The sequence below is a fragment of the Veillonella nakazawae genome (assembly GCF_013393365.1).
GTDB lineage: Bacteria > Bacillota > Negativicutes > Veillonellales > Veillonellaceae > Veillonella > Veillonella nakazawae.
In genome coordinates, this window is the sequence record NZ_AP022321.1 from 323,717 (window position 1) to 347,140 (window position 23,424).

A 23,424-nucleotide genomic window follows, 5' to 3' on the forward strand; every position below is an offset into this window, starting at 1 on the left:
TATATAGGAATAATAATGTATAATGAGGATATACGATTAACGATTAATTAAATCCATTAGATTTTAGAAGGTTGGTGAACCGATGCAACACGACAGTCGCAATATTAGTATGCTTATGGATTTTTATGAGATGACCATGGCACACGGCTATTTTACACAACATGAAAATACGGATCGAGTCGCTTTTGATGTGTTCTTTAGACGCAATCCAGATAAGGGTGGCTTCGCCATTTTTGGTGGTCTTGAACAAATCGTTGAGTACATTTTAAATCTACACTTTGATGAAAGTGATATCGATTTTTTACGGAATCAAGGAATCTTTAGTGAGGAATTTCTAAACTATCTTAAAGATTTCTCCTTTACTGGTGATGTATATGCGTTTCCAGAAGGTTCTATTATTTATCCAAACGAACCAGTTATAACCATCGTAGCCCCTCTCATAGACGCACAAATCGTAGAAACTGCAGTGCTAACTATGATGAACCATCAGTCCCTTATCGCTACAAAGGCTAATCGCATCGTTCGTGCTGCGGATGGGCGTGTAGTAGCCGACTTTGGGGCTCGTCGAGCTCATAATGTGGATGCCGCTGTATATGGTGCGAGAGCAGCCTACATTGGTGGGGTACAGTCTACGGCAACTGTTTTAGCGGGCCAACAATTTGGTATTCCTGTGAGTGGTACTATGGCTCATAGTTGGGTTATGTATCATGACTCTGAATACGAAGCTTTCAAAGCTTACGCTGAAGTGTATCCGGATGGAGCTGTATTCCTTGTTGATACCTATGATGTATTAAACTCTGGGGTTCCTAATGCTATTAAAGTAGCTAAAGAGGTATTGGAACCTATGGGAAAACGCTTAAAAGGTATACGCCTTGATTCTGGTGACCTTGCTTACTTAGCTAAAAAAGCGCGTCGTATGCTTGATAAGGCAGGCTTAGAAGATTGCAAAATTATGGCTTCCAATAGTCTTGATGAATATACAATAACCTCTTTATTGGGACAGGGGGGGGCCATTGATATCTTTGGTGTAGGTGAAAGACTGATTACCTCTAAGAGCGATCCTGTATTTGGCGCCGTATACAAGATTGCTGGCGTTGAAAAGAATGGTGTGTGGGAGCCTCGCATCAAGATTTCTGAATCTGTTGAAAAGATTACGAACCCAGGCTTTAAAAAGGTGTATCGCGTATACAATGATAAAGGGCGTGCCATTGCAGATTTATTAACATTGTTAGAAGAGGTGCCAGATACGACAGAACCATATCGTTATATCGATCCAGAACAACCATGGCGTGAATTGTACTTTGAAAATTGCACCTTTAAAGAGATGAAACAACTCATTATTAAGGATGGAAAATTAATAGTAGAATTACCAACTTTAGATGAGCTTCGTCAATATGTTAAAGACCAATTAGAAACTGAAATTTGGTTAGAAGAACAGCGCTTTGAAAATCCACATCGCCATTACCTTGATATGAGTCCAAGATACTATCAAATGAAAATGGATTTATTAAATCGTATTTTCCGAAAGAAGTAGGAGGGCTTATGTTAGACAATCCACAAGCTACAAAAGAGGCTCTCATTCAATGGATTCGAGACTATTTTAGTCAAAATGGGCCTAGTTGTAGCGCCGTAGTAGGTATTTCAGGTGGTAAGGATTCCACAATTGTGGCGGCCCTTTGTAAAGAAGCCCTTGGGGCAGAACGCGTAGTAGGTGTTCTTATGCCGAATGGAATTCAGTCTGATATCGATGATGCCAAGGCTGTAGTGGCACATTTGGGGATTCCACATATCATAGTGAATATTGGAACTGCCTATGAAGCTTTGACAAATGCTATCATTCAAGGTGAAGGTTATAAAGCAGTTACTGGTAGAACTGATATATCCAAGGATGCAGGAATTAATACACCACCGCGTCTTCGCATGACAACGCTATATGCAGTAGGACAAAATTTGCCAAATGGCGCACGCGTAGCTAATACATGTAATGGATCTGAAGATTATGTAGGGTATTCTACAAAATATGGCGATAGTGCTGGAGATTTTAGTCCTCTTGCCAATCTTGTCGTAGAAGAGGTACGCCAAATAGGTCGATTACTTGATATTCCAAAATATCTTGTAGATAAGACGCCTAGTGATGGACTCAGCGGTCTATCTGATGAGGATAAATTAGGATTTACCTATGCTGTATTAGATCGATATATTAGAACTGGAGAGATAGAAAATCCTGAAACGAAAGAACGTATTGATTATTTAAATCGTATTAATAAGCATAAATTAGAATTGATACCGTCCTTTCACCCACAATGTTGAGAGAGGACTTGTTTTAGCTAGTCTAATTCATGCTAATGTTGATTAACAAAAGATTTACTATTTCTTATGTATTTTATGATGGAGGTAATATGGAGACAAAAATTGCGTTGATTGGTACGGGCGGTACAATTGCTGGACAAGGCGCATCCGATACAGATTTGACGGGCTATACTGCAGGTGTACTAGGCCTCGATGAAATTTTAGACTCCGTACCAGGCACAGAACCATATGGTCCATATACATATACTCAGTTTAGTAATATTGAAAGTTCCGATATTACTGTCCAGCATTGGTTGGATTTATCTAAGTTAGTACAAGAATTAGTAAATCAAGAGGCTATAGGCGGTGTTGTTATTACTCATGGAACAGATAGCATGGAGGAGACAGCTTATTTTCTTAATCTTACTGTTCATACAGATAAACCCATCGTTATTACTGGCTCGATGAGACCTGCTGGGGCAATTAGTGCAGATGGTCCTATTAATTTATTACAAGCGATTCAAGTGGCAAGAACACCTGCATCTGTAGGTAAAGGTGTGCTTGTTGTTCTAAATGGCTATGTTGATGGGGCGCGTGATGTGTCCAAACGGAATACAACTAATGTGGCTACCTTTGACAGTCCATTAGTAGGGCATCTTGGTATCGTCCAGGATGGTGTAGCTCATTATTATAAAGCCTCTACTCGTCGTCATACGAAAGAATCCATCTTTGCTGTACATGACTTTAAGGAATTGCCTCGTGTAGTCATTTTGACTTGCTATGGTGGTATGGATGACATGGTGCCAATGAGTGTAGTTGCCACTAATCCTGATGGACTCATCTTGACTGGATTGGGTCATGGTACAATTCCTCAAAATGTACGTCAAATAACACAAAATACAGCATTCCCAACTGTACGTGCCTCTCGTACAGGGAGTGGCATGGTATCTGCTGTACCACAAGATGCACTAGCAGGCTATCTCGTAAGTGATACATTGAGTCCACAAAAAGCTCGCATTTTATTGATGCTGGGGCTTACAAAAACTAAAAATCTTAAAAAGTTACAACAGTTTTTCTATGAATATTGATTAGAAAATAAAAAAGATTTGAGAAAAACTCTCAAATCTTAATTTGATATTCATTTTCAAGTATTATACTATGTGTAACAGTTTTATATGCAATGAACCGCACATCACGATCGCTTAGGATGTGCGGTTTTTTATTTCGCCTAGAATGCGTATTTTTTATTCGGCGCCAATAGCATTTTCTAAGGCTCGTTGTATACCTACATAAACCGCTTTAGCCAATGTGTCTCCAAATAGGGAGAAGGAGCCGGCGTCCGTTAACACATCACCATTTGTATCTATGGTGAGAATGATACCGTCTGTGGATGTTCCTGTAGCAGAAGTCTTGCGTTCTTTTGTGATGGCATCAGGAATATCTTCGTTGATAAATGGATAGAGGCGTACACTTTCAACACCCCAATCTTGGATGGCTGCGGTTTTAGCCTCCGTAATTGTCATGATGGCTTTCACCATGGCACTATCTGTTAATGCCTTGTTTGTAAAGACAAGAATATTAATGGTACCAGGTACTATGAAATTACCATCTCGCTCCTCGTAGCAATAGCCTGTTCCTGCACGATGGGCTGTTTTTTCATAGCCTGCAGTAACGATGGTCTCCACAATCGTATCGTGTTCCTCGACCTTGGCGTATGCGTGAAGGTTCATTGTAGCAGAGGTGAGCAGTGCTGTACTAAAATGAACAGGTGTATCGATATGCTCGAATTCTTGGGCTAAATAATTTGCTACAGATCCACCAGGTAAATCTTTTTCTGTTTCAATCTGATAAGTTAATTGTTGATTTCGTACGGCTAACGTATGGTGATACCCACCATTGAGTTGACCACTAGATAAGGCATAATGGATGTCGTCAAAGTGTACTGTAACGGAATTTAATTCTTTCGTTACATGACCTCCTGTTGCAAGCTCTTGTGGTGCTTCATATGGATTGTTGAACATATAAGTCTCCCTAGATTTAGATTGTTATATATATAATATAAGGATATAATAGTTTTACTAAATTATTGTAAAATACATATGTTAGATTATAACACATATGTTTATTTCGAATATATTTCCGATTCTACCGAATGAGCGTTATATTTTATTCATGGAGGTTAGTATGAGTGATCTTTTAAATAGGGCTTCTGAATTACTGTTTAAAGATGCGAATGTATTGGTTCAACTTCGAGATTGGTTCTTTTCTCAAGCGGGCAATATATTATTAGCTCTTATTATATTTTGGGTAGGTCGTTATGCTATTAAATGGGTGAAAACCTTTGCTGTCCGTATTATGACTAAGGCCTCTTATGACTCTGCTGCGATGAGCTTTATTACGCAGATCATCAATTATGCATTGCTAGTAGGTCTAATATTGATTTGCTTAAATCAAATTGGTGTTCCTACTACATCCTTTGTAGCAGCCTTTGGTGCCTTTGGTTTAGGTATTGGTTTGGCCTTACAAAACAACTTATCTAACTTGGCATCAGGCTTATTAATTCTTATATTTAAGCCTTTTAGAGCAGGTCATGTTATTCAAGTTGGAGATACTGTAGGTAGTGTTAAGTCTATTCAATTTATGTATACTATTATCACTACTAAAGATCAAAAAAATGTGTATATACCAAACTCTATCCTTACCTCCCAAGCCATAACTAATATTGCTTATACCCACGAAAGGGTTATCCCGTTCGTCTTTGATATTGGTTATAACAATAATCATCATGAAGCAATTAAAATCTTAAAAAATATTTTTGCTGCTGATAAACGTGTACTCAATCCTAAAAACATGGAAATTGGTATTTCTGAATTTGGCGATAACTCTGTACGCATTGCTGCCTATGCACGCGTTAAGTCGAAAGACTTCTTAGATGTGCAATATGGAATTATGTCTGATGTAAAAGATGCGTTCGATAAATATGGTATCGACATTCCATATCCTCAACGTGTTGTATATCTTCAAAATGTAGATAACTCTACTGGTGAAATTAAGGGAACTAAGAAAAAAGCAAGTGGGACGGATGTTGCCATTGATGATAACCCTGAAAGTTAATATGTGATACAGAAAGTGAGATATATGATATCTTTAACAACTAATGTTTGTATAGTTTGGAAACGACTTATTTTGATGATAGCCTTTATAGGCGCTATTATTTTCGGTACTAGTGTTTCTCATGCGGCGTATATTGCGCCACCATCTACGATAGGTGAGGCTGTTGTTCTCATTGATGCGGATACAAAAGAAATCCTATTTGCAAAGAATCCTGATAAGTGGATGCATCCTGCGAGTACTACGAAAATGGTTACATTGTTAACAGCTCTAGAACTCAAAGGTACACAACTTGATGAACTGGCGACTATTAGTAGTTATGCCACTAGTATGGAGGAATCCAATCTGGGGGTTCGTGTTGGTGATCAAATTACCTTGGAAGGCGTTCTTGAAGGCATGATGGTTGCCAGCGGTAATGATGCGGCCGTTGTAGTAGCAGAAAATGTAAGTGGCTCTGTAGAGAACTTTGCAAAGGACATGAATCGCGTTGCTGCAAAAGCAGGGGCAAAAAATAGTGTATTTTTAAATCCTCATGGTTTGACACAAATGGGACATCACTCTACGGCTCGTGACTTGGCGATGATTGCAGCGTATGGTATGAAATACCAAATGTTCCGCGATAAAGTAGCCAATGATTATTATAAGGTGCCTTATCAAAACCGTACGCCAGAAACAATTCGCACCACAAACCATTTCATTCGCAATAAATATCCCGGTGCTAATGGTTTAAAAACTGGCTTTACGAATGCGGCAGGAGAATGCTTGATTGCATCGGCTACCCGTAATGGCCATACTATGATTGTAGTTATGCTTAACGATGATAACCGTTGGGAAGAAGCAGTACAATTCCTTGATTACGGTTTTAAACTTCGTGGAGTTATTTAGGGGAACTATTGTGTAATGGGGGATATATGAGTTCATTCTTTGCCTTTTTAAAACGCATGCGCTTTATCAATCGATGGAGCCTCATGCGTAATACAGAAATTGAAAATATTCAAGAACATAGCCTCGAAGTAGCGATGGTAGCTCACAATTTAGCAGCTCTCAAAAATGAATACTTTGGTGGTAATGTGGACATTAATAAGGTAGCGGTCATTGCCATGTACCATGAGGTGAGTGAAATCTTTACAGGCGACATGCCAACACCGATTAAATATTTTGATCCAAAACTTCGTGAACTGTATGGTGAAGTTGAAACATTAGCACAAGAGAAAATGTTATCTACCTTGCCAGAACGATTACAAGCCGTTTATAAGCCTTTCATAGTAGATGCAGAGGATAATCCTGAGTGGCCTATCGTTAAGGCGGCAGATACAATTTCGGCCTATATGAAATGTGTAAACGAACTCAAGGCAGGGAACGATGAGTTTAAAGAAGCACATGACTCCATTTTTGCTAAACTGAAAGCACTCAACATGCCAGAGGTAGATATGTTCCTTGATACTTATATGCCTGCTCTTGGTAAAAGCTTGGATGAGCTAAATTACTACGAAATCAAATAATGATTAAAAAAGAGACGACCAGCGGTCGTCTCTTTTTATTCTATAAAAATAGCCATAACATCTTAATAGACGTCACAGCCATTTTACATCTCAAATACAAATTATAATATCTATTTTTCTTCAATAATATTTTGGTTTCTCATTAATATTTTCTTCCCCCGCCACGAGAATGCCCGATTACCATACTTAGCTTTGAATTCTTTGTTTGTAAGCATTTCTAGTTCATTAATATCGATGTGTGGTTCGATTTGTTGGAACTCGGGAATTGGTGTTGTGGGAATACCTTGATTATGAGGGCACACCTCTTGGCATACATCGCAGCCAAATACTAATGGGGTTTTAGCGATAATATGTTGTTCTTGGTCGGTGAGTTCTCCTTTTTTCTGGGTTAAGTAGCTTTTACAAGTATCATATTTAAATTCGTCGTGCCCTAAACATTGACCTAAGCATGCTGTAATACAACGATTACATCCCATGCAAGATTGTCCAAGCGGTGTGTTTGGCTCAAATTCTAAGGTAGTTAAAATTGTTCCTATCATAACATAGGATCCCCATTTAGGGCTGATGAAACAATTGTTTTTTCCGTAGAAACCAAGGCCTGCTAAGTATGCCATGTAACGATCTGCGAGGGGAGAGGTGTCACAATGTATAGAAAACTGAGCTGAAGTATTTATTTTTTGTAATTTTTCAATAAGTTTTTCTAAATATTCATTAATGACCAGGTGATAATCTGTGCCCCATGTATAGCGGGACAGATTGGATGGACCATTATGTTCTACGTAGTATGGAAAGAGACAGACAATAGCACTTTTAGGTGTGAACTCAGTTGTTCCTAGTAGTCGTTCCTCCACATCTGCAGCTGTAAATGGACAGGGATTAGTTTCGTACAAAATGGTTTTTGCATTTTCAGGTAGAGGCCAAGGGGCAATCCCAAATTCATAAATATGTAATTCTTTGCAAAATTCCTGTAAATTTATATCTTTCATCATAGATTTAGTGGCGAATAATTGGTAAAATAAAAGTATAAGAAACGTGAGGAATTCTATAGATTCCTGCTAAGTTTGTAGTTCGGTGATATCTGTATTTTTGTGGTTATCATCCAGTTCTGTTAGTATTAGTATACCATTGAGAGGACAGATTATGTTAGCATTTATGAAAGTATTACAACCGAAGACGGTGGAAGAGGCTTATGAATTAGCCACAAAAAACAAAACTGCCCCAATGCTAGCTGGCGGCTGCTGGTTGCGTTTAGGTCGGCGCACATGGCCTGCAGTGATTGATATGGCTAGTCTTGACTTGCGTTATGTTCGCGAAGAGGATAACGAATTTGTCATTGGTGCTATGGCAACGCAAGGCGACGTGGAACGTTTTGAGCCATTACAACAATTCTGTGGTGGTGCTGTTGTTAAAGGTGTTAAAGAAATTCTTGGCATTCAATTCCGCAACACTGCTACTATGGGTGGATCTGTAGCAAGCCGCTTCGGCTTCTCCGACATTATTCCTGCATTAATGGCAGTACATGCAGACATCGTTACTTTTAAAGGCGGTCGCATGTCCATACATGACTATATGAAATACAGAGAACGTGATATCCTCGTGGAAATTCGTATCCCTAAAGTAGATGTGCCTGTAGCTGTAGAGGCTCTTCGCATCTCTCGTGGTGACTTCCCAGTGTTGACAGGTGCACTTCGCCGTGATGACAAAGGCGTTGAAGTGTACATCGGTACAAGACCTGGCGTGCCTCAATTAGCAGAAAAAGCAAGTGCTCTGCTTTCAGAAAAAGGATTGTCTGCAGCAAAAGAGGCAGGTCAATTAGCATCTGAAGAGTTAGTTTACCAATCTAACTCTCATGCGTCCAAAGAATATCGCATGGAAATGGTAAAAGCAATGGTTCAACGCTTGTCTAAGGAGGTGGCACAATAATGGAACTCGTACTTAATATTAATAATAAAAATGTAACTGTTAATGTGCCAACTGATGAAATGTTGTTGGATACATTGCGTAATCTTGGTTACTATAGCGTACGTTGTGGCTGTGACACAACAAACTGTGGCCTTTGCACCGTATGGGTAGATGACGAAATTATCTTGTCTTGTGCATATCCTACATTCCGTGCGCCAGGTCATAAAATCACTACATTAGAAGGCTTGCAAGAAGAGGCTGAATTATTAGCGGCTTGTATTGCTAGCGAAGGCGCTGACCAATGCGGCTTCTGTACAACTGGCATGATGATGAGTGCTATCAACTTGAAACGTAAAAATCCAAAGGCTAGTGATGATGAGATTCGTGAATACCTCATCGGTAACTTGTGCCGTTGTACTGGCTATGAATCACAACTTCGAGGGGTTCGTAAATTCTTAGAAGGAGGCCTAAAATAATGAATAAGCACATTGGTAAATCTTATGACAAGGTTGACTCTAAAGGTATTTTGACGGGTAAACCGTCTTATACTGGCGATTTTGTTCCAAAAGATGCGCTCGTTATTAAGGTTCTTCGTAGCCCTCATGCACAGGCGCGCATTAAATCAATCGATACATCTAAAGCTAAATTGATTCCTGGCGTAGAAGCAATCTTTACACATGAAGATGTGCCTAATACTCGTTTTACCTTGGCTGGTCAAACCTATCCAGAGCCATCTGCTTATGATGCGCTTATTTTAGACCCTGTAGTTCGCTATGTAGGCGATGAAGTGGCTCTTGTTGTTGCAAAAGATGAAGCTACAGCACTTAAAGCGATGCCCCTTATCAAGGTTGAATACGAAGTACAAAAACCTGTGCTTGATATGCATACGGCTATCGGCCATGAAACAGTAGTCCACCCTGAAGATGATATTCATAACAATATCCCTGTAGGTCAAGATTATAAACGCAATATTTGCGTATCTTATCATAAACGAGTAGGCGATATTGAAGCTGAACTTGCAAAATGTGATTATGTAGTCGAAGGTACTTACTTTGACCAAGCGACACGTCAAACAGCAATGGAACCATTCCAAAGTTATGGTTACATTGATGCATTGGGCCGTGTAGTTATCGTATCTTCTACACAAATTGTATTCCATGTACGCCGTCATATTGCGCGTGCATTAGGAATTCCGGCTACAAAGGTTCGCGTAATCAAACCTCGTATCGGTGGCGGTTTCGGTTCTAAACAAACGGCTTGCACAGAAATTATGACAGCTTTTGTGGCGTGGACATTGAAGAAACCTTGCTACCTCTTATACGATCGCACGGAAGCACAGACTTGCTCCACTACACGTCATGCTCGTGAATGGAAAATCCGCGTAGGTGCTACAAAAGATGGAATTATCAAAGTAATTGATATGGACTCCATTACTGATGCAGGTGCTCATGCAACTCACTGTTTCACTACTACTACAGCTGGTGAGCATAAGTCCATTCCTTTATACAATAAAGCGACAGCTGTCCACTACGGTACAGAAGGCGTATACATGAACCATACACCAGGCGGTGCATTCCGTGGTTATGGTGCTACAGAAGCGCTATGGCCATTAGAATGTGCTGTTAATAATTTGGCGGATAAAATGGGCGTTGACCCTGCTGAATTGCGTCAAAAGAACTTGATTGCTCAAGGTGAACAAAGCTTGGTATACGCTCCGGATGAATATCTTGACTCTGGTCTATTCCAAGATACAGTAAACCGCGTAAAAGAAATGGCTCGTTGGGATGAGCGTCCTCATTCTTGGGATATTGACGAACGTTATCGCGGTGGCCTTGGCATGGCATTAGCGTTACAAGGTTCTGGTGTTGCTAACATTGACGTAGCATCTGTAGAAATTCGTCTTGGCGATGATGGTAACTACACATTGTATACGGGCTCTTCCGATATGGGCATGGGTGCTAATACTGTATTGACTCAAATGGCTTGTGAAATCATTGGCTGTCCTATGGAATACATGACTGTTGTTGAATCTGATACAGACATCGTACCATTTGATCCAGGTTCCTATGCATCTAGTACAACATACGTAACTGGTACGGCGGCGAAAATGGCTGCTGAAGAATTACGCACTAAGATTATTGCTAAGTTCGCTCAATTCTTCGATACAGATGTAGAAAACATCGACTTTGATGGCGTTGTAGCTACCACAAAAGATGGTTCTCAAACTATGGATATCCATCAATTAGCTCCAAAATTATTGGTAGGCGTTAATGCAGAACAATTGTCTGGTTTCGCTACATGGGGCAGTCATACGTCCCCACCTCCATTCATGGCAACTATTGCAGAGGTAAAAGTAGACAAACAAACTGGCAAGGTTATTCCGCTTCATACATATTCCTGCATCGATTGCGGTACTGTTATCAATCCTAAATTGGCCCGTGTTCAAGTTGAAGGCGGTGTAGTACAAGCTATCGGCATGGCGTTATATGAAGATGTACGCTATTCTAATAATGGTCGCTTAGAGACTAATAACCTTATGACTTATAAAATTCCAACCCGTCAAGATATTGGTGAGTTACATGTAGACTTTGTAGAGTCTTATGAACCGACAGGCGGATTTGGTGCCAAATCTATTGGTGAAGTTGTTATTAATACGGCTAGTCCAGCTATTCAACATGCTATTAAAAATGCAGTTGGTGCGGACGTTCGTACATTACCTATGATACCTGAGAAGGTATTTATGGCTATGGACGAGAAATATAAAGTATAGAGATTTCTATTTACTTTTCCTTTCTAAGGAGGCCTGGTTTTATGACATCACAAACATCCTATTGGAATCGATTGATTCAGCCGGGAATCGTGGCCCTTGTTGGGGCTGGCGGTAAAACGACTGTACTTTCAAAATTAGTAGAATATGGAAGGCTGAAAGGTCAGCCCATCGTAGTTACGACTACGACTCGACTCTATGAATCTCAAGTGGCTCATTATGAACCGATTTATACTCGAAATATTAATGAAGCTGATGAATATTGTACTGATCGTATTTTGCGTGGATATTGTGGTGCGTGGTTCTCTGGCATTACAGGAACAAAAGTAGACTCCTTAGATTGTGATCTTATCGATGGTTTAGCAAAATTGCATCCAAACTGGCAAATTGTAGTGGAAGCAGATGGGGCAAAGGAAAAATGGCTTAAGGCGCCTAAGACGACTGAACCAGTCATCCCATCTCTCACAAAGACTACGATTGGTCTTGTGAATTTACAAATGTTAGGAGCGCCGCTTGATGATGAGCACGTACATAATATCGAGCTCGTTCAAGATATTGTGAAACGCGATATGGGTGCCATTGTAACGCCACGCATGTTGGCTGATCTTGTGCTCCATAAACAAGGTTTATTCCAATACAGTAAAGGTAAAAAAATTCTGTTCTGTACTGGTTATGAAACGGTGCAACATCGTATCATTGATGATTTTATTGATCATATTGTAGATAGCGACATTTCCGATATCATCTTAGCTGATGGATACAAAGCAAGTTGTGAAATCCGTCGCATTATTCAATGTCGGTAGGTACTCATGTCTTATGTGAAAGCAAAATCTAATACCGCTTTCAGTCCCATGAGAGACCCCATAGACCGTCGTCCTTTGCATATTGGCATTGTCCTCCTCGTAGGAGGTCAATCCAAGCGCATGGGATGTAATAAGCAACTTTTGCCTTGGCGTGGTAAAACTGTTTTAGATGCGGTCTGTGGGGCTCTTCATTGTGGATGGAATGATTCGGTAGAACTTACTGAATCCTGTAAACTACCTTTTGTAGCGGTTACTGGTGATGATCATGAAAGATTAGAACCTATAGTTACGAGCTATGGGTTTGAAGTGGTTCAGAATGAACATCCTAATCGTGGACAAGGCCTGTCCATAGCAATAGGAGTACGTCATTTGGTAGAAAACTCACCGATACCGCTAGACGGCATTCTTTGTTCTGTAGGGGATCAACCACTATTGACTGGGAATGTTGTACATCAGATTATTAGTGCATTTAGTGATAACTTTCATTCGAAAACTATCGTCGTCCCGCATTATGGGGCGAATTATCAGTCGGGAAATCCTGTTTTATTTGGTTCACATTGGTTTGAATCATTGCAACATATCCAAGGGGATCAAGGTGGCAAAACTATCATTCGCGGTAGTGGTAAAGACCATGTTATCAAATTGTGGATTCGTGACGATGTTGGATATGATATTGACACACCCGATGATTTTGAGCGTTTGAAACAACGTGAAAGTGAGGCATTATGAAACCATTAGTCCTTATGCGCGGAGGCGGAGACATCGCTTCTGGCGCTGTATATAGATTGAAACGTGCAGGCTATCCTGTGGTGATTAACGAAATCGCCATTCCTACCATGATTCGCCGTGAAGTATGTTATGGCAATGCTGTACATCGCGGAGAAATGATTTTGGAACGCTTTGTAGCACGTCATGTAGCCCTTAGTGAAGTTACGGATACGTTGGCACAAGGTGTTATTCCTGTTGTGACTAGTTCGTATGAAGAGCTACTTGATACATTGAAGCCAGCTATTGTGGTAGATGCTATTTTAAGTAAAAAGAATCTTGGTACCAAACGTGATGATGCAGATCTCGTCATTGGTGTGGGGCCTGGATTTACTGCAGGGCATGATGTGGATGTTGTTATTGAAACCATGCGCGGTCATTACTTAGGTCGTTGTATCTATGATGGTCCAGCGCAGCCTAATACGGGGATTCCCGGTAATGTAGGTGGTTATACTCATGAACGTGTTATTCACTCACAAAAGGCTGGTCTGTTTACAGCTAAGCGCCATATTGGCGATTCTGTACAAGCTAATGAAGTCATTGGTTATGTAGATAAAGAGCCAGTGCGGGCAAAAATTACAGGTATTCTTAGAGGTATTCTTAAGAGCGGACTCATCGTATCCGACCATTTTAAATTGGCCGATGTAGATGCTCGTTGTGAAGAAGCTCATTGTTATAGTATTTCAGATAAATCCCTTGCCGTTGGTGGCGGTGTTTTAGAAGCTGTTACTGCATGGGAGTATGAAAGGAATCAAGATGGAAACGATCTATGATGTGATGAAAGACCGTCTTCAGATTACAGAAACTACGCTGATGGTTACTGTATTGTCTGGCCCTCGTCAAGGGGATAAGACAATTTATGCTGAAGATGGTAGTGTTTTGTATGGTACACCAATCGAAGGATTTATGGTAGATAAAGCAAAGATTAATTCTTTATGTATGGTAGGCGAAGCAGAATGTTTCGTACAACCTGTAGAAAACGATCCATCTGTTCTCGTATTGGGTGCTGGTCATGTGAGCCGTGCTATTACCGATTTATTATTATTTATCGGGTGTCGTGTAACCGTTGTAGATGACCGCCCAGAATATGTAGTTCCTGAATTCTTTGACGAACGAGTAACTCGTAAATGCTTGCCGTTAGAAAACTTTAAAAATGATCTACCTCTTGATGAATATAATGGGTTTATCATTGTTACTCGTGCTCATGAGTATGATAATGTATGCTTAGAACAATTGCGCGATTATTTGCCAACTTATATGGGTGTTATGGGCAGTCAAAAGCGTATTCATTATGCATTTGAAGTATTGCGTGAACAAGGTTGGACACAAGAAGAATTAGATATGGTATATGCACCAATTGGTCTAGACTTAGGTGCACAAACCCCTGAGGAGATTGCATTATCTATCGTTAGTGAATATTTGGCAGTGGTGCGTGGTAAAAAAGGCGGCTCATTGCGGAAAGGTAGAGTGAGCCATGAATCGTGAGTTTATTGAATATTTAAGTGCTCGTAAAAATGAAACACTAGCTGTAGCTACTATTTTATTTACCCGTGGTTCTACACCGCGTAAGGCTGGCACATCTATGGTAGTATTCCCAGATGGATCTATCTTTGGTACTATCGGTGGTGGTCGTGCTGAAAATGAAATTCGCCTAAGTGCTGTTGATTCCTTGAATAAAAAAGAAGCACATCGTCGTATCGAAGTTCTTTTAGATGACGATGTAGCTGTAAAAGAAGGTATGGTGTGTGGCGGACAGATGGATGTGTGGATTGAAACACAAAATATTTAAGTCTATAACTATAGAAAAATCATATCTTATAATTGTTTATAAATTTACAGTGCTTCTAAAATGAGTTAAAATATAAGGTACAGCCAAGTAGTTGGTTGTACCTTATTATTTTGTATAAGGAGCTATTTTTATGCATATTGACGCACTTATACATACCTTTAGGCTTCTTGATATTGCTGATATCTTAATCGTTGCCGTAGGTATTTATTACTTATATAAATTGCTTAAAGATACACGGGCCGTTTCTCTTTTGAAGGGCCTTGTTATACTAGCAATTCTAAATTTATTGAGTCATTTGCTGAATCTATATGTTATCAATTGGATTTTGCAACAAAGTATGACCGTTCTTCTCTTCGCATTACCTGTAGTATTCCAACCGGAATTGCGTCGTGCTTTAGAACAATTGGGCCGTGGTCGAATTTTCAGTAAGGCACAGAATGTCAACGAAGAGGAAATGGATATGACTATCAATGAAGTGATGGCGGCGGCCCGCGTTATGTCTCGTGAGCATACTGGGGCACTTATCGTTTTTGAACGTGAAGTGGGCCTCAATGACTTTGTTGATACAGGCATTTTAATTGATGCTGTGTTGAGCCGTGAACTAATTAAAAATATTTTCGTTCCTAGTACACCACTTCATGATGGGGCGCTGATTATCCGCGATGGACGTATTCGTGCAGCAGGGTGTTTGTTGCCACTAACTGAGGATCGTACATTGAGTACTGAACTTGGTACACGTCACCGTGCAGCCATCGGTTTGTCTGAACAAACTGATGCTGTCGTTGTTGTGGTCAGTGAGGAAACGGGGACAATTTCCTACACCTATGGCGGTCATATCTATCGCCATTTACCGGAAGATCAAATTAAAGAAGCGTTGCGTACATTTATGGAACGCCCTCGTCAAACCATTACTGGTATGTGGAAATGGGGGGCAAAAAAATGATGATACATTTGAAACGCAATTGGCCAGCTAAGTTGTTATCATTGCTAGCCGCTATCGTCATGTGGTTCTTTATCATGCGAGATCAGAACCCTGTGATGGAGGTAACCTATACAGTACCTGTTCAAGTCCAAAATCTTGATTCCCATTATATTATAGAAGATGCACCTGATGTAGCACGCATTGTCCTTTCGGGCCCTCGCGATACGATTATGGCTATAAAGGCAGATAATCTTCGTGCATATATTGATGCATCTGGTGTAAAACCAGGTCAAAATAATGTAACCATTGGATTTACCCCTCCAGCGGGGATGAGCCTTGTGGAGGTTAAGCCTGATACTGTAACAATTAATGTAGACGAATATGCAGAGCGGAAAATACCGGTTGAAATTGTTCCAATTGGCAAGTTCTCCGACGATGTTGCTCTCAAGTCAGTCACTATTGTACCGAAAGAAGTAACTGTATCTGGACGTAAACAGCTTGTTAACGCTGTAAATAAGGTTGTTATGAAGGTCAATATCGCTGGTCAAACCAAGAACTTTAGTTCTGTTAGTACGTTAGAAGCCTGGGATATATCTGGTAATGTATTAGATGTACACATCAATCCGAGCCAAGGTCAAGCTCAATATGAACTAAACTTATTGCGTAAAGATAAAGCGGTTCCTATTACAGTACCAACTGCGGGAACGGTAGCTGATGGGTATGAAGTTAAGTCTATATCCGTTACACCAACTCAATTAACTGTGACTGGTCGAGAAGAAATGATTGATTCTGTTTCAGAAATTCAAACAGAACCAATTGATCTTACCGGTGTAACGAAGGGCATTCAAGGTAATTACAACTTAGTATTACCGAGTGGTGTCAATAGTAATGTTACTACAGTACATGTTAAGGTAGATATACAAAAGAAAACTACGTAGTTTATGAGATTAAAGAGGTAATAGTAATTTCTAAAATTGTTATTACTAAAAACCTAAATTAAAAATAAGACCCTAATAGAGGATAAGATTAAACTCTATTAGGGTCTATTTTAATGCTTTATGGGGATACTCTGTTTATTATGTATTAGCTTTTACAGTAATATTGTATAATAGTATTGTATGACCAATTTCTAGTAGGTTAAATTTGAAGGATTTAGGTCAAATAAGAAAGAAATTTGCTAACCTAAAAGGATAGCTTAAATAAGGAAAGATATGATTAGAATAATAAATCTCCGCGTGGCTGTTACGGTCAAGTTGGATATAAAGGATATTGTAGAAAAGAAATATCCTCAATTGCGAGGCGCCATTGAAACGATTCACGTTGTACGACGCGCTGTAGATGCTCGTAAAAAACCGAATATTGTATTTGTGTATACCTTGTTTGTTGAGGTTCATAAGGAAGCTCAAATCATGAAAAAACTAGGTAAACAAAAGGATGTATCTGTATTTACTCCAGAGGATCCAGAACCTATTGTTTATGGTAATGTGCTTTTAGCACATCGCCCTGTAGTGATGGGCTTTGGTCCAGCTGGAATGCTAGCTGCCTTTTATTTAGCTCGTGAAGGGTACCGTCCAATCGTTCTTGAACGAGGTCAAGACGTTGATACTCGTAGCCAAGATGTAGAAACATTTTGGAAGGAGGGCGTATTCAAGCCTGAATCTAACGTACAATTTGGCGAGGGTGGTGCAGGTACCTTCTCTGATGGTAAACTGACAACCCGCGTTACACATCCAAGATTGCATGAAATCTCCAAATATTTTGTAGAGTTCGGCGCTCCAGAAGAAATCTTGTATAAACATAAACCTCATGTAGGTACAGATAAGTTGCGTACCATGGTAAAAGCTATGCGTGAACGCATCATCGAATGGGGTGGTGAAGTTCGCTTTGGTGCTAAGATTACCGATTTATTTATTGAAAATGACCATATCGTAGGTGTTGAAGTTAACGATAACGAACGCATTGATACGACGGTTGTTCTTTCTGGTGTAGGTCATAGTGCACGCGATACGTACGAAATGTTACATAAACGTAATGTAGAAATGACAGCAAAACCATTTGCCATCGGTGTTCGTATTGAACATGATCAGGCTGTCATTGACGAGTCTCAATATGGTGTAGAACCATCTAGCTTGGGTCTTGGTGCAGCGGAATATTCTCTTGTGTACCATGATAAAGAAACAGGCCGTACAGCGTATAGCTTCTGTATGTGCCCAGGCGGTCAAGTTGTAGCATCTGCGTCCGAAAATGGTGGCGTTGTTGTTAATGGTATGAGTTTATATGCTCGTGATAGCGGTGTTGCGAATAGTGCTATCGTAGTTAACGTAGGTCCCGATGACTTTGGTAATCATCCTCTGGATGGTGTAGCATTTCAACGTGAATGGGAGCGTAAAGCTTATGAATTAGGTGGCTCTAACTTCCATGCACCAGCTCAGACCGTAGGTCAGTTTTTGGGGCTTTCACAAGCAACAGGTGTACAAGATAGCACATATAGCTATGAACCGGGCGTAGTGAACTGCGATTTACATGATTGCTTACCGACTTTCGTTACATCCGTATTAGAACGGGCGTTGCCGTATTGGGGACGACGTATTCATGGATTCGATGATCCTGCGGTATGCATGACAGGTGTTGAAACTCGTACCTCTGCACCGCTTCGCATGGGGCGTAATGAAGAACGCGTTTCTCCAACTGTAGGTGGGTTCTACCCGATGGGGGAAGGTGCTGGCTACGCTGGTGGTATTATGAGTGCAGCCCTTGATGGGGCAGAAACTGCCATTATATGCATGGCAAAATATGCAAAACCTAACTAGTTAGTAGTAGAATGTATTGTAAAGTAAACTACAGTATAGGTTCATTTTGGTACTGTAAAATACTATATCTGTATAGGATATATATGTGTAGTGTATATATTGTGATATAATACACAACAGTGAATATATAAGGACTTGTGATTTTCACAATCCCTAGAGGAGGATAATTATGGCTCGTTTATTTGGTACAGATGGTGTACGTGGTGTTGTTAATGAATTTTTAACACCTGAATTAGCCTATCATTTAGGCCGTGCAGCGGCTACATATTTTGGTAAAGAAAAAGACCATCCTACATTCTTGATTGGTCGTGATACGCGTATTTCTGGCTCTATGCTTGAAAGTGCGTTAGCATCCGGTATTTGCTCTGTTGGCGGCAATGTTGTAATTGCCGGTGTTATACCGACTCCAGCAGTAGCTTACCTTGTACGTCAACAAGGCTTTGATGCAGGTGCTGTTATTTCTGCATCTCACAATCCATATCCAGATAATGGTATTAAATTCTTTGATGGCAATGGCTATAAATTGCCAGATGAAGTAGAAGATCAATTAGAACAATATGTTCGTCAAAGTGCAGATAATGAATTACCACGTCCTACGGGTGATGGCATTGGTACCATTGAGTACAATAGCAATTTAGCTCATCTCTACGCTCACTTTGTTCGCCACACAATTGATACATCTTTAGACGGTTTGACTATCGTATATGATGGTGCGAACGGTGCTGCATCTAGCGTAGGTCCTGAAATTTTATCTGGTCTTGGCGCTAAAGTAATCAACATCAACGTAAATCCAGATGGCTTGAATATCAATGATCACTGTGGTTCTACACATATTGAAGGCTTACAAGTGGCTGTACAACAACACAATGCAGACCTTGGTATCGCTAACGATGGTGATGCGGACCGTTGCTTATTGGTAGACGAAAAAGGTCAAGTTCTCGATGGTGACCAAATCATGCTATTGTGTGCTCTTAAATTGAAAGAAGAAGGCAAACTCAAAGATGATACTGTAGTTGGTACTGTTATGAGTAATATTGGGTTCCATAAAGCAGCAGAAGAACTAGGAATGAAAACAGTTTCTACTGCTGTTGGTGACCGTTATGTTTTGGAATACATGCGTGAACATGACCTCTCCGTTGGTGGTGAGCAATCTGGTCACGTAATCTTCTTAGATCACAATACAACTGGTGATGGCATGTTAACAGCTGTTCAAGTGGCGGCTCTTATGAAAGAGAAAAACCAACCACTTTCTGAGTTAGCTGGCATTATGACTAAGTATCCTCAAGTTCTTATCAACGTTCGTGTTGCTACAAAAACAGGTTGGGAAGACAATGATATTATCAAAGCAGCTATTGTGACAGCAGAAGGTGAACTTGGTGATGAAGGCCGCGTTCTAGTTCGTGCATCTGGTACAGAACCACTCATTCGCGTAATGGCAGAAGGTCCTAACCAAGAAGAACTACAAGCACTATGCCAAGAAATTGCTGATATTATCGGTAGAGAACAAGGCCTCGCTGCTAATTAATATCTGCTCCGTTTGAATCCATTCTACAAATTTATATAGGCGTATGCCCACCAATATATGTCCCTTTGCTCCGTCCTACGTAAAGTCGCTGCAGGAACATATATAGGTGGGCATTTTCTTTGTATGTGTTTTAGATGACTGCCGAATGGATTCGTCACTAGTAAGCCGATATTTATACACTATATATCCAGTTATAAGTGATATTAAATTAAGGAGTATTCATATTGGTTTAAACAAAGATAACATAATTCTTATTATTGTTTAATTGACGGGGGTTAAAGACAGATTTATAATTGACTCATCTAATTATCATGAAAATAATATGAATTTTGAGTGAGCGAGATATTAATATTGATAAAGAGAGTGATATCTGTTATTGGGATATGTTACTCGAGTCTATCATACATATATAGGGGGCAGCATATGGATAAATCACTACTGATTCGAGATGATGATTTAAAAATAGAATTCACAAGAATAGATTTATTTGATATTTTACCTGAGGATGTTGAACGCAGAGATAGAATAATAACCTCCTTAAATAAATTAGAGATACAACAAGAAGTGTTGTTACATAAGCTTGATGAGTATAAATCTGAAATTGAAAGATTGAGTAATAATAGTGATAATATTGATTATATTATTGCAGTCAGTAGTGGTGTTATAGCGGCCATAATTGATAGTTTGTGGGTAGGAGAGTTTTCGTATGAGAGAGGCAAAGCTTGGAGTAATAGGAAAGTCAACGACACTGTTATGAAGGTTGCGAAGAGTCAAGGATATAAAGGGGATCGGCTAAATGGTGCTATAAAGTATTTAGAGGATAATTTTAAAATTCCAAGTGATAATAGTTGGAAAGGAAAAGGGGTAGGCATAACTCCTAAAAGTCATCATTTAGATGATTTAGCACATCATCCCACAATAGTTGGCTTATTTTTCTCTATTCTTACACAATTTACAAAAAAAGCATATTATAGTAATTCTGAGGGAGAATTTATACCTATCACAATAACTGATGATGGAGAACTTATAGGCCACGATATCGTTCATAAATTTTATGCTGGAACGATAAATTGGTTTTTCCATCTCATTAGTGATATGTCTGGTAGTAATAAGACTAGTGGGGCTGGAATGGGTATACCTGGACCAATAGTTTCTATGTTAAAAGAAATTTCAGGATTACCTTTAATAAAAAATACCAATTTATCAAAATTACTACATAAAATATACACAAAAGATAGATTTGATTTAAGAGGAGAATTAGCAGTTTTACATGAACTTGGTCGACAAGCAGTACCAGTAATAATTAATGAAGTAATAGTTAGAGGTTCATATTTTATACGTCGACTATACAATGAGTTAAAACAGCATGACTCTATACGTGAATTGAATTGGAAAAAAATAATTCCCTATAACAATAGGTCAATTAATAGAATGTTAACCATTGCGACAGGAACATTTACCGCAGTTGATCTGTTAGATGCGGGAGTTAGAAGTGCCATCAAGACTGGTGGGACAATAAATCCTGCGTTTTGGGAAAGTTTTATATTACGAGTTAATTTTATTGGTATAGGTCGCTTTGCGATAGCTTGTTATTCGGATGTTAAAATGGGGTTAGAATTAGAATCAACAAAAACTAGTTTTTTAGAGAAACAGATGGAGTATTTATATAACTTAAATGCAATTGTACTCTATAAACAAGCAGATGTGTTTATAGAGGCAAAGTCTGTTGAGAAAGCAATTAGTGCGTTGGAAAATAAAGCAGTTGAAATTGAAGGATATTATAGAAATCAGTGGGAATTAATAAATACTTCGATGAATAATATTTCTGGATATTCACAACTGATAGATCATAGTAATCCGGGTTTAACAGCACAATTATTAGAGATTTTAGAATAAGGATAATCAATGAAAATGAGCGAAGTAGAAACAATTGATATTACAGCTGAAGTTCATGAGGTTGAACCTGGTACAGATCAAATGGTAAACATTGATACTCCAGAATATACTGAAGAATCGCTATCGGATTTAATTACTACAAGGATAGATGCATTAAATGATTTAGAAAAACATATTATTGAGGCCGAAGAAGCTGCTGAGACCGCTGTCAAAGAAGCAAATAATGTAAAGAACGGAATAAAGAGTGGTCTTATTTGGAAAAGTCTAGACAAAGATAAAGCCATAAAAAAATTACAAAATGCTGTAATTATTACTGCTAAGGCGTTGGAAGAGTCTAGTGATGCACATAAAAAAACATTCGAATATCAAAAACGATTAACTAATATTTCATATAGTTTATTTCGTTTAGGGATATCTAATATTGCTACTAATAGAAGTTTGGTTAGAGAAATTGAGTTAAGGTTAAAAGGTGCATCTGAAAAGGAAATTTCTAACTTAGCCAGAAATGAGTTAGTCCGTGTTGTAACCCAATTAAAAGAGCAAGAAGACTTACAAAAAAAGCTAGCTAGATTAAAAGACGAGGTTAAAATTCTAAAGAAAAGCCAAAAAGATATAAATGATAGTTTGATAGTATTAGATACTGATAAAAATATATTAGATCAAAAGACTGAGGGGGTAATTCAACAACTTTTAGATTGTAGAGCACTATTAGAAAACAATATTGAACGTACTGAGAAAATACTTTGTCAGGTTGATTTAAATGAAGCTAATTGTAAAAATATATTAGATGAGTTAGATTCTAAAATAGCTGATCAAAATAACGCTAATAAGGTTGGTATTGAGAATAATAGATCTATGATTCTAGGCTTGAAAGATGATTTAGATAAGTATCAAGCGCGAATTGCATTATTGATTGAAGAGGACAATGCTAATAAATCTAGTAATGAGAAAAATAGGTCCATGATTCATGAGTTAGAAAATAATTTAAATAAGTGCCAGGAGCTACTATCATCATTAATTGAAAAGAATAATGCGAATAAAGAAAGTCATGAGCGTAATAAATCTATAATTCTTGGTATTCAAAATAGTCTAACTAAGTATCAAGAAGAATTGTCATCATTAATTGAAGAAAACAATTCTAATAAAGCTCATAGTGAGCTAAATAAATCTATGATTCTTGAGCTAAAAGACGAATTGAATAGACATCAAGAATTATTTTCAACACAGAGTTTAAGTGTTAATAATATTATTACTTCTAAAGCATCGAAGAATAGTTTTTATATTTTAGCTGCACTTTTAATATTAAATATCCTAGTAAGTGTCATAGTTTTTTATAAGTAAAA

At 38.9% G+C, this 23,424-nt stretch carries 22 protein-coding genes; 20 read left to right on the forward strand and 2 right to left on the reverse strand.

Translation table 11 applies throughout. The features are described from left to right. Positions 1 to 82: 82 nt before the first annotated feature. The 3 genes from VEIT17_RS01315 (at position 83) to VEIT17_RS01325 (ending at position 3,377) form a co-directional block, all read left to right on the forward strand. Positions 83 to 1,534, forward strand: coding sequence for a nicotinate phosphoribosyltransferase (locus tag VEIT17_RS01315; RefSeq protein ID WP_178884384.1), 1,452 nt, complete (start codon positions 83 to 85; stop codon positions 1,532 to 1,534). Between the two features lie 8 nt (positions 1,535 to 1,542). Next, positions 1,543 to 2,310: an NAD(+) synthase gene (gene nadE / locus VEIT17_RS01320; RefSeq protein ID WP_178884386.1), complete on the forward strand. Its 768-nt coding sequence runs from the start codon at positions 1,543 to 1,545 to the stop codon at positions 2,308 to 2,310. 89 nt (positions 2,311 to 2,399) lie between these two features. Further along, on the forward strand, positions 2,400 to 3,377 hold the full coding sequence (locus VEIT17_RS01325) for an asparaginase (protein WP_178884388.1): 978 nt from the start codon (positions 2,400 to 2,402) through the stop codon (positions 3,375 to 3,377). 156 nt (positions 3,378 to 3,533) lie between these two features. On the opposite strand, the gene VEIT17_RS01330 is transcribed toward VEIT17_RS01325, so the two are convergent. After that, a complete protein-coding gene (locus tag VEIT17_RS01330; RefSeq protein ID WP_178884390.1) occupies positions 3,534 to 4,310 on the reverse strand; it encodes an adenosylcobinamide amidohydrolase in 777 nt (258 codons plus the stop codon). A 163-nt stretch (positions 4,311 to 4,473) separates the two neighbouring features. Between VEIT17_RS01330 and VEIT17_RS01335 the strand changes: the two genes are divergently transcribed. From VEIT17_RS01335 to yfbR, 3 genes are read left to right on the forward strand one after another with little or no spacing between them, the layout of a single operon-like run. Further along, positions 4,474 to 5,403 carry a mechanosensitive ion channel family protein gene (locus VEIT17_RS01335; RefSeq protein ID WP_178884392.1) on the forward strand — a complete coding sequence of 310 codons (930 nt, stop codon included), beginning with the start codon at positions 4,474 to 4,476 and terminating at the stop codon, positions 5,401 to 5,403. Positions 5,404 to 5,427: 24 nt separating this feature from the next. Continuing rightward, positions 5,428 to 6,285, forward strand: a complete 858-nt coding sequence (locus VEIT17_RS01340; RefSeq protein ID WP_156719847.1) for a D-alanyl-D-alanine carboxypeptidase family protein — start codon at positions 5,428 to 5,430, stop codon at positions 6,283 to 6,285. A 26-nt stretch (positions 6,286 to 6,311) separates the two neighbouring features. Further along, positions 6,312 to 6,902: a 5'-deoxynucleotidase gene (gene yfbR / locus VEIT17_RS01345; RefSeq protein WP_178884394.1), complete on the forward strand. Its 591-nt coding sequence runs from the start codon at positions 6,312 to 6,314 to the stop codon at positions 6,900 to 6,902. A 110-nt stretch (positions 6,903 to 7,012) separates the two neighbouring features. On the opposite strand, the gene VEIT17_RS01350 is transcribed toward yfbR, so the two are convergent. Continuing rightward, the gene (locus VEIT17_RS01350) at positions 7,013 to 7,888 is read right to left on the reverse strand and encodes an epoxyqueuosine reductase (protein WP_178885981.1); all 876 of its coding nucleotides are present in this window, start codon (positions 7,886 to 7,888) and stop codon (positions 7,013 to 7,015) included. Positions 7,889 to 8,042: 154 nt separating this feature from the next. Between VEIT17_RS01350 and VEIT17_RS01355 the strand changes: the two genes are divergently transcribed. The 14 genes from VEIT17_RS01355 to VEIT17_RS01420 all read left to right on the forward strand — a co-directional run bounded on the left by VEIT17_RS01355 (position 8,043) and on the right by VEIT17_RS01420 (position 23,422). Then, positions 8,043 to 8,825 carry an FAD binding domain-containing protein gene (locus VEIT17_RS01355; RefSeq protein ID WP_105090130.1) on the forward strand — a complete coding sequence of 261 codons (783 nt, stop codon included), beginning with the start codon at positions 8,043 to 8,045 and terminating at the stop codon, positions 8,823 to 8,825. Further along, on the forward strand, positions 8,825 to 9,280 hold the full coding sequence (locus VEIT17_RS01360) for a (2Fe-2S)-binding protein (protein WP_024065760.1): 456 nt from the start codon (positions 8,825 to 8,827) through the stop codon (positions 9,278 to 9,280). The genes VEIT17_RS01355 and VEIT17_RS01360 overlap by 1 nt, the downstream gene beginning before the upstream one ends. Then, the gene (locus VEIT17_RS01365; RefSeq protein ID WP_178884396.1) at positions 9,280 to 11,574 is read left to right on the forward strand and encodes a xanthine dehydrogenase family protein molybdopterin-binding subunit; all 2,295 of its coding nucleotides are present in this window, start codon (positions 9,280 to 9,282) and stop codon (positions 11,572 to 11,574) included. Before VEIT17_RS01360 ends, VEIT17_RS01365 begins: the two co-directional genes overlap by 1 nt. Positions 11,575 to 11,615: 41 nt before the next feature. Further along, entirely contained in the window at positions 11,616 to 12,374 is a 759-nt protein-coding gene (gene yqeC / locus VEIT17_RS01370; RefSeq protein ID WP_060923868.1) for a selenium cofactor biosynthesis protein YqeC, read from the forward strand. 6 nt (positions 12,375 to 12,380) lie between these two features. After that, positions 12,381 to 13,103 carry a nucleotidyltransferase family protein gene (locus VEIT17_RS01375; RefSeq protein ID WP_178884398.1) on the forward strand — a complete coding sequence of 241 codons (723 nt, stop codon included), beginning with the start codon at positions 12,381 to 12,383 and terminating at the stop codon, positions 13,101 to 13,103. Next, positions 13,100 to 13,912 carry a selenium-dependent molybdenum cofactor biosynthesis protein YqeB gene (gene yqeB / locus VEIT17_RS01380; RefSeq protein ID WP_178884400.1) on the forward strand — a complete coding sequence of 271 codons (813 nt, stop codon included), beginning with the start codon at positions 13,100 to 13,102 and terminating at the stop codon, positions 13,910 to 13,912. Before VEIT17_RS01375 ends, yqeB begins: the two co-directional genes overlap by 4 nt. Continuing rightward, positions 13,896 to 14,624 (forward strand): XdhC family protein, encoded by a 729-nt coding sequence (locus VEIT17_RS01385; RefSeq protein WP_178884402.1) that lies wholly within the window; start codon positions 13,896 to 13,898, stop codon positions 14,622 to 14,624. Before yqeB ends, VEIT17_RS01385 begins: the two co-directional genes overlap by 17 nt. After that, on the forward strand, positions 14,614 to 14,928 hold the full coding sequence (locus VEIT17_RS01390; RefSeq protein ID WP_024066914.1) for an XdhC family protein: 315 nt from the start codon (positions 14,614 to 14,616) through the stop codon (positions 14,926 to 14,928). The genes VEIT17_RS01385 and VEIT17_RS01390 overlap by 11 nt, the downstream gene beginning before the upstream one ends. Before the next feature lie 130 nt (positions 14,929 to 15,058). Beyond that, complete coding sequence (cdaA, locus tag VEIT17_RS01395; RefSeq protein WP_129823652.1) at positions 15,059 to 15,871, forward strand: diadenylate cyclase CdaA; 813 nt, start codon at positions 15,059 to 15,061, stop codon at positions 15,869 to 15,871. Continuing rightward, positions 15,868 to 16,788, forward strand: coding sequence for a CdaR family protein (locus VEIT17_RS01400; RefSeq protein ID WP_178884404.1), 921 nt, complete (start codon positions 15,868 to 15,870; stop codon positions 16,786 to 16,788). The genes cdaA and VEIT17_RS01400 overlap by 4 nt, the downstream gene beginning before the upstream one ends. 273 nt (positions 16,789 to 17,061) lie before the next feature. After that, positions 17,062 to 18,660 (forward strand): NAD(P)/FAD-dependent oxidoreductase, encoded by a 1,599-nt coding sequence (locus VEIT17_RS01405; protein ID WP_060923862.1) that lies wholly within the window; start codon positions 17,062 to 17,064, stop codon positions 18,658 to 18,660. 169 nt (positions 18,661 to 18,829) lie between these two features. Further along, positions 18,830 to 20,185: a phosphoglucosamine mutase gene (gene glmM / locus VEIT17_RS01410; RefSeq protein WP_178884406.1), complete on the forward strand. Its 1,356-nt coding sequence runs from the start codon at positions 18,830 to 18,832 to the stop codon at positions 20,183 to 20,185. Between the two features lie 423 nt (positions 20,186 to 20,608). Continuing rightward, entirely contained in the window at positions 20,609 to 22,081 is a 1,473-nt protein-coding gene (locus VEIT17_RS01415; protein ID WP_178884408.1) for a hypothetical protein, read from the forward strand. Positions 22,082 to 22,096: 15 nt separating this feature from the next. Then, positions 22,097 to 23,422 carry a coiled-coil domain-containing protein gene (locus VEIT17_RS01420; protein WP_178884410.1) on the forward strand — a complete coding sequence of 442 codons (1,326 nt, stop codon included), beginning with the start codon at positions 22,097 to 22,099 and terminating at the stop codon, positions 23,420 to 23,422. Positions 23,423 to 23,424: the final 2 nt, after the last annotated feature.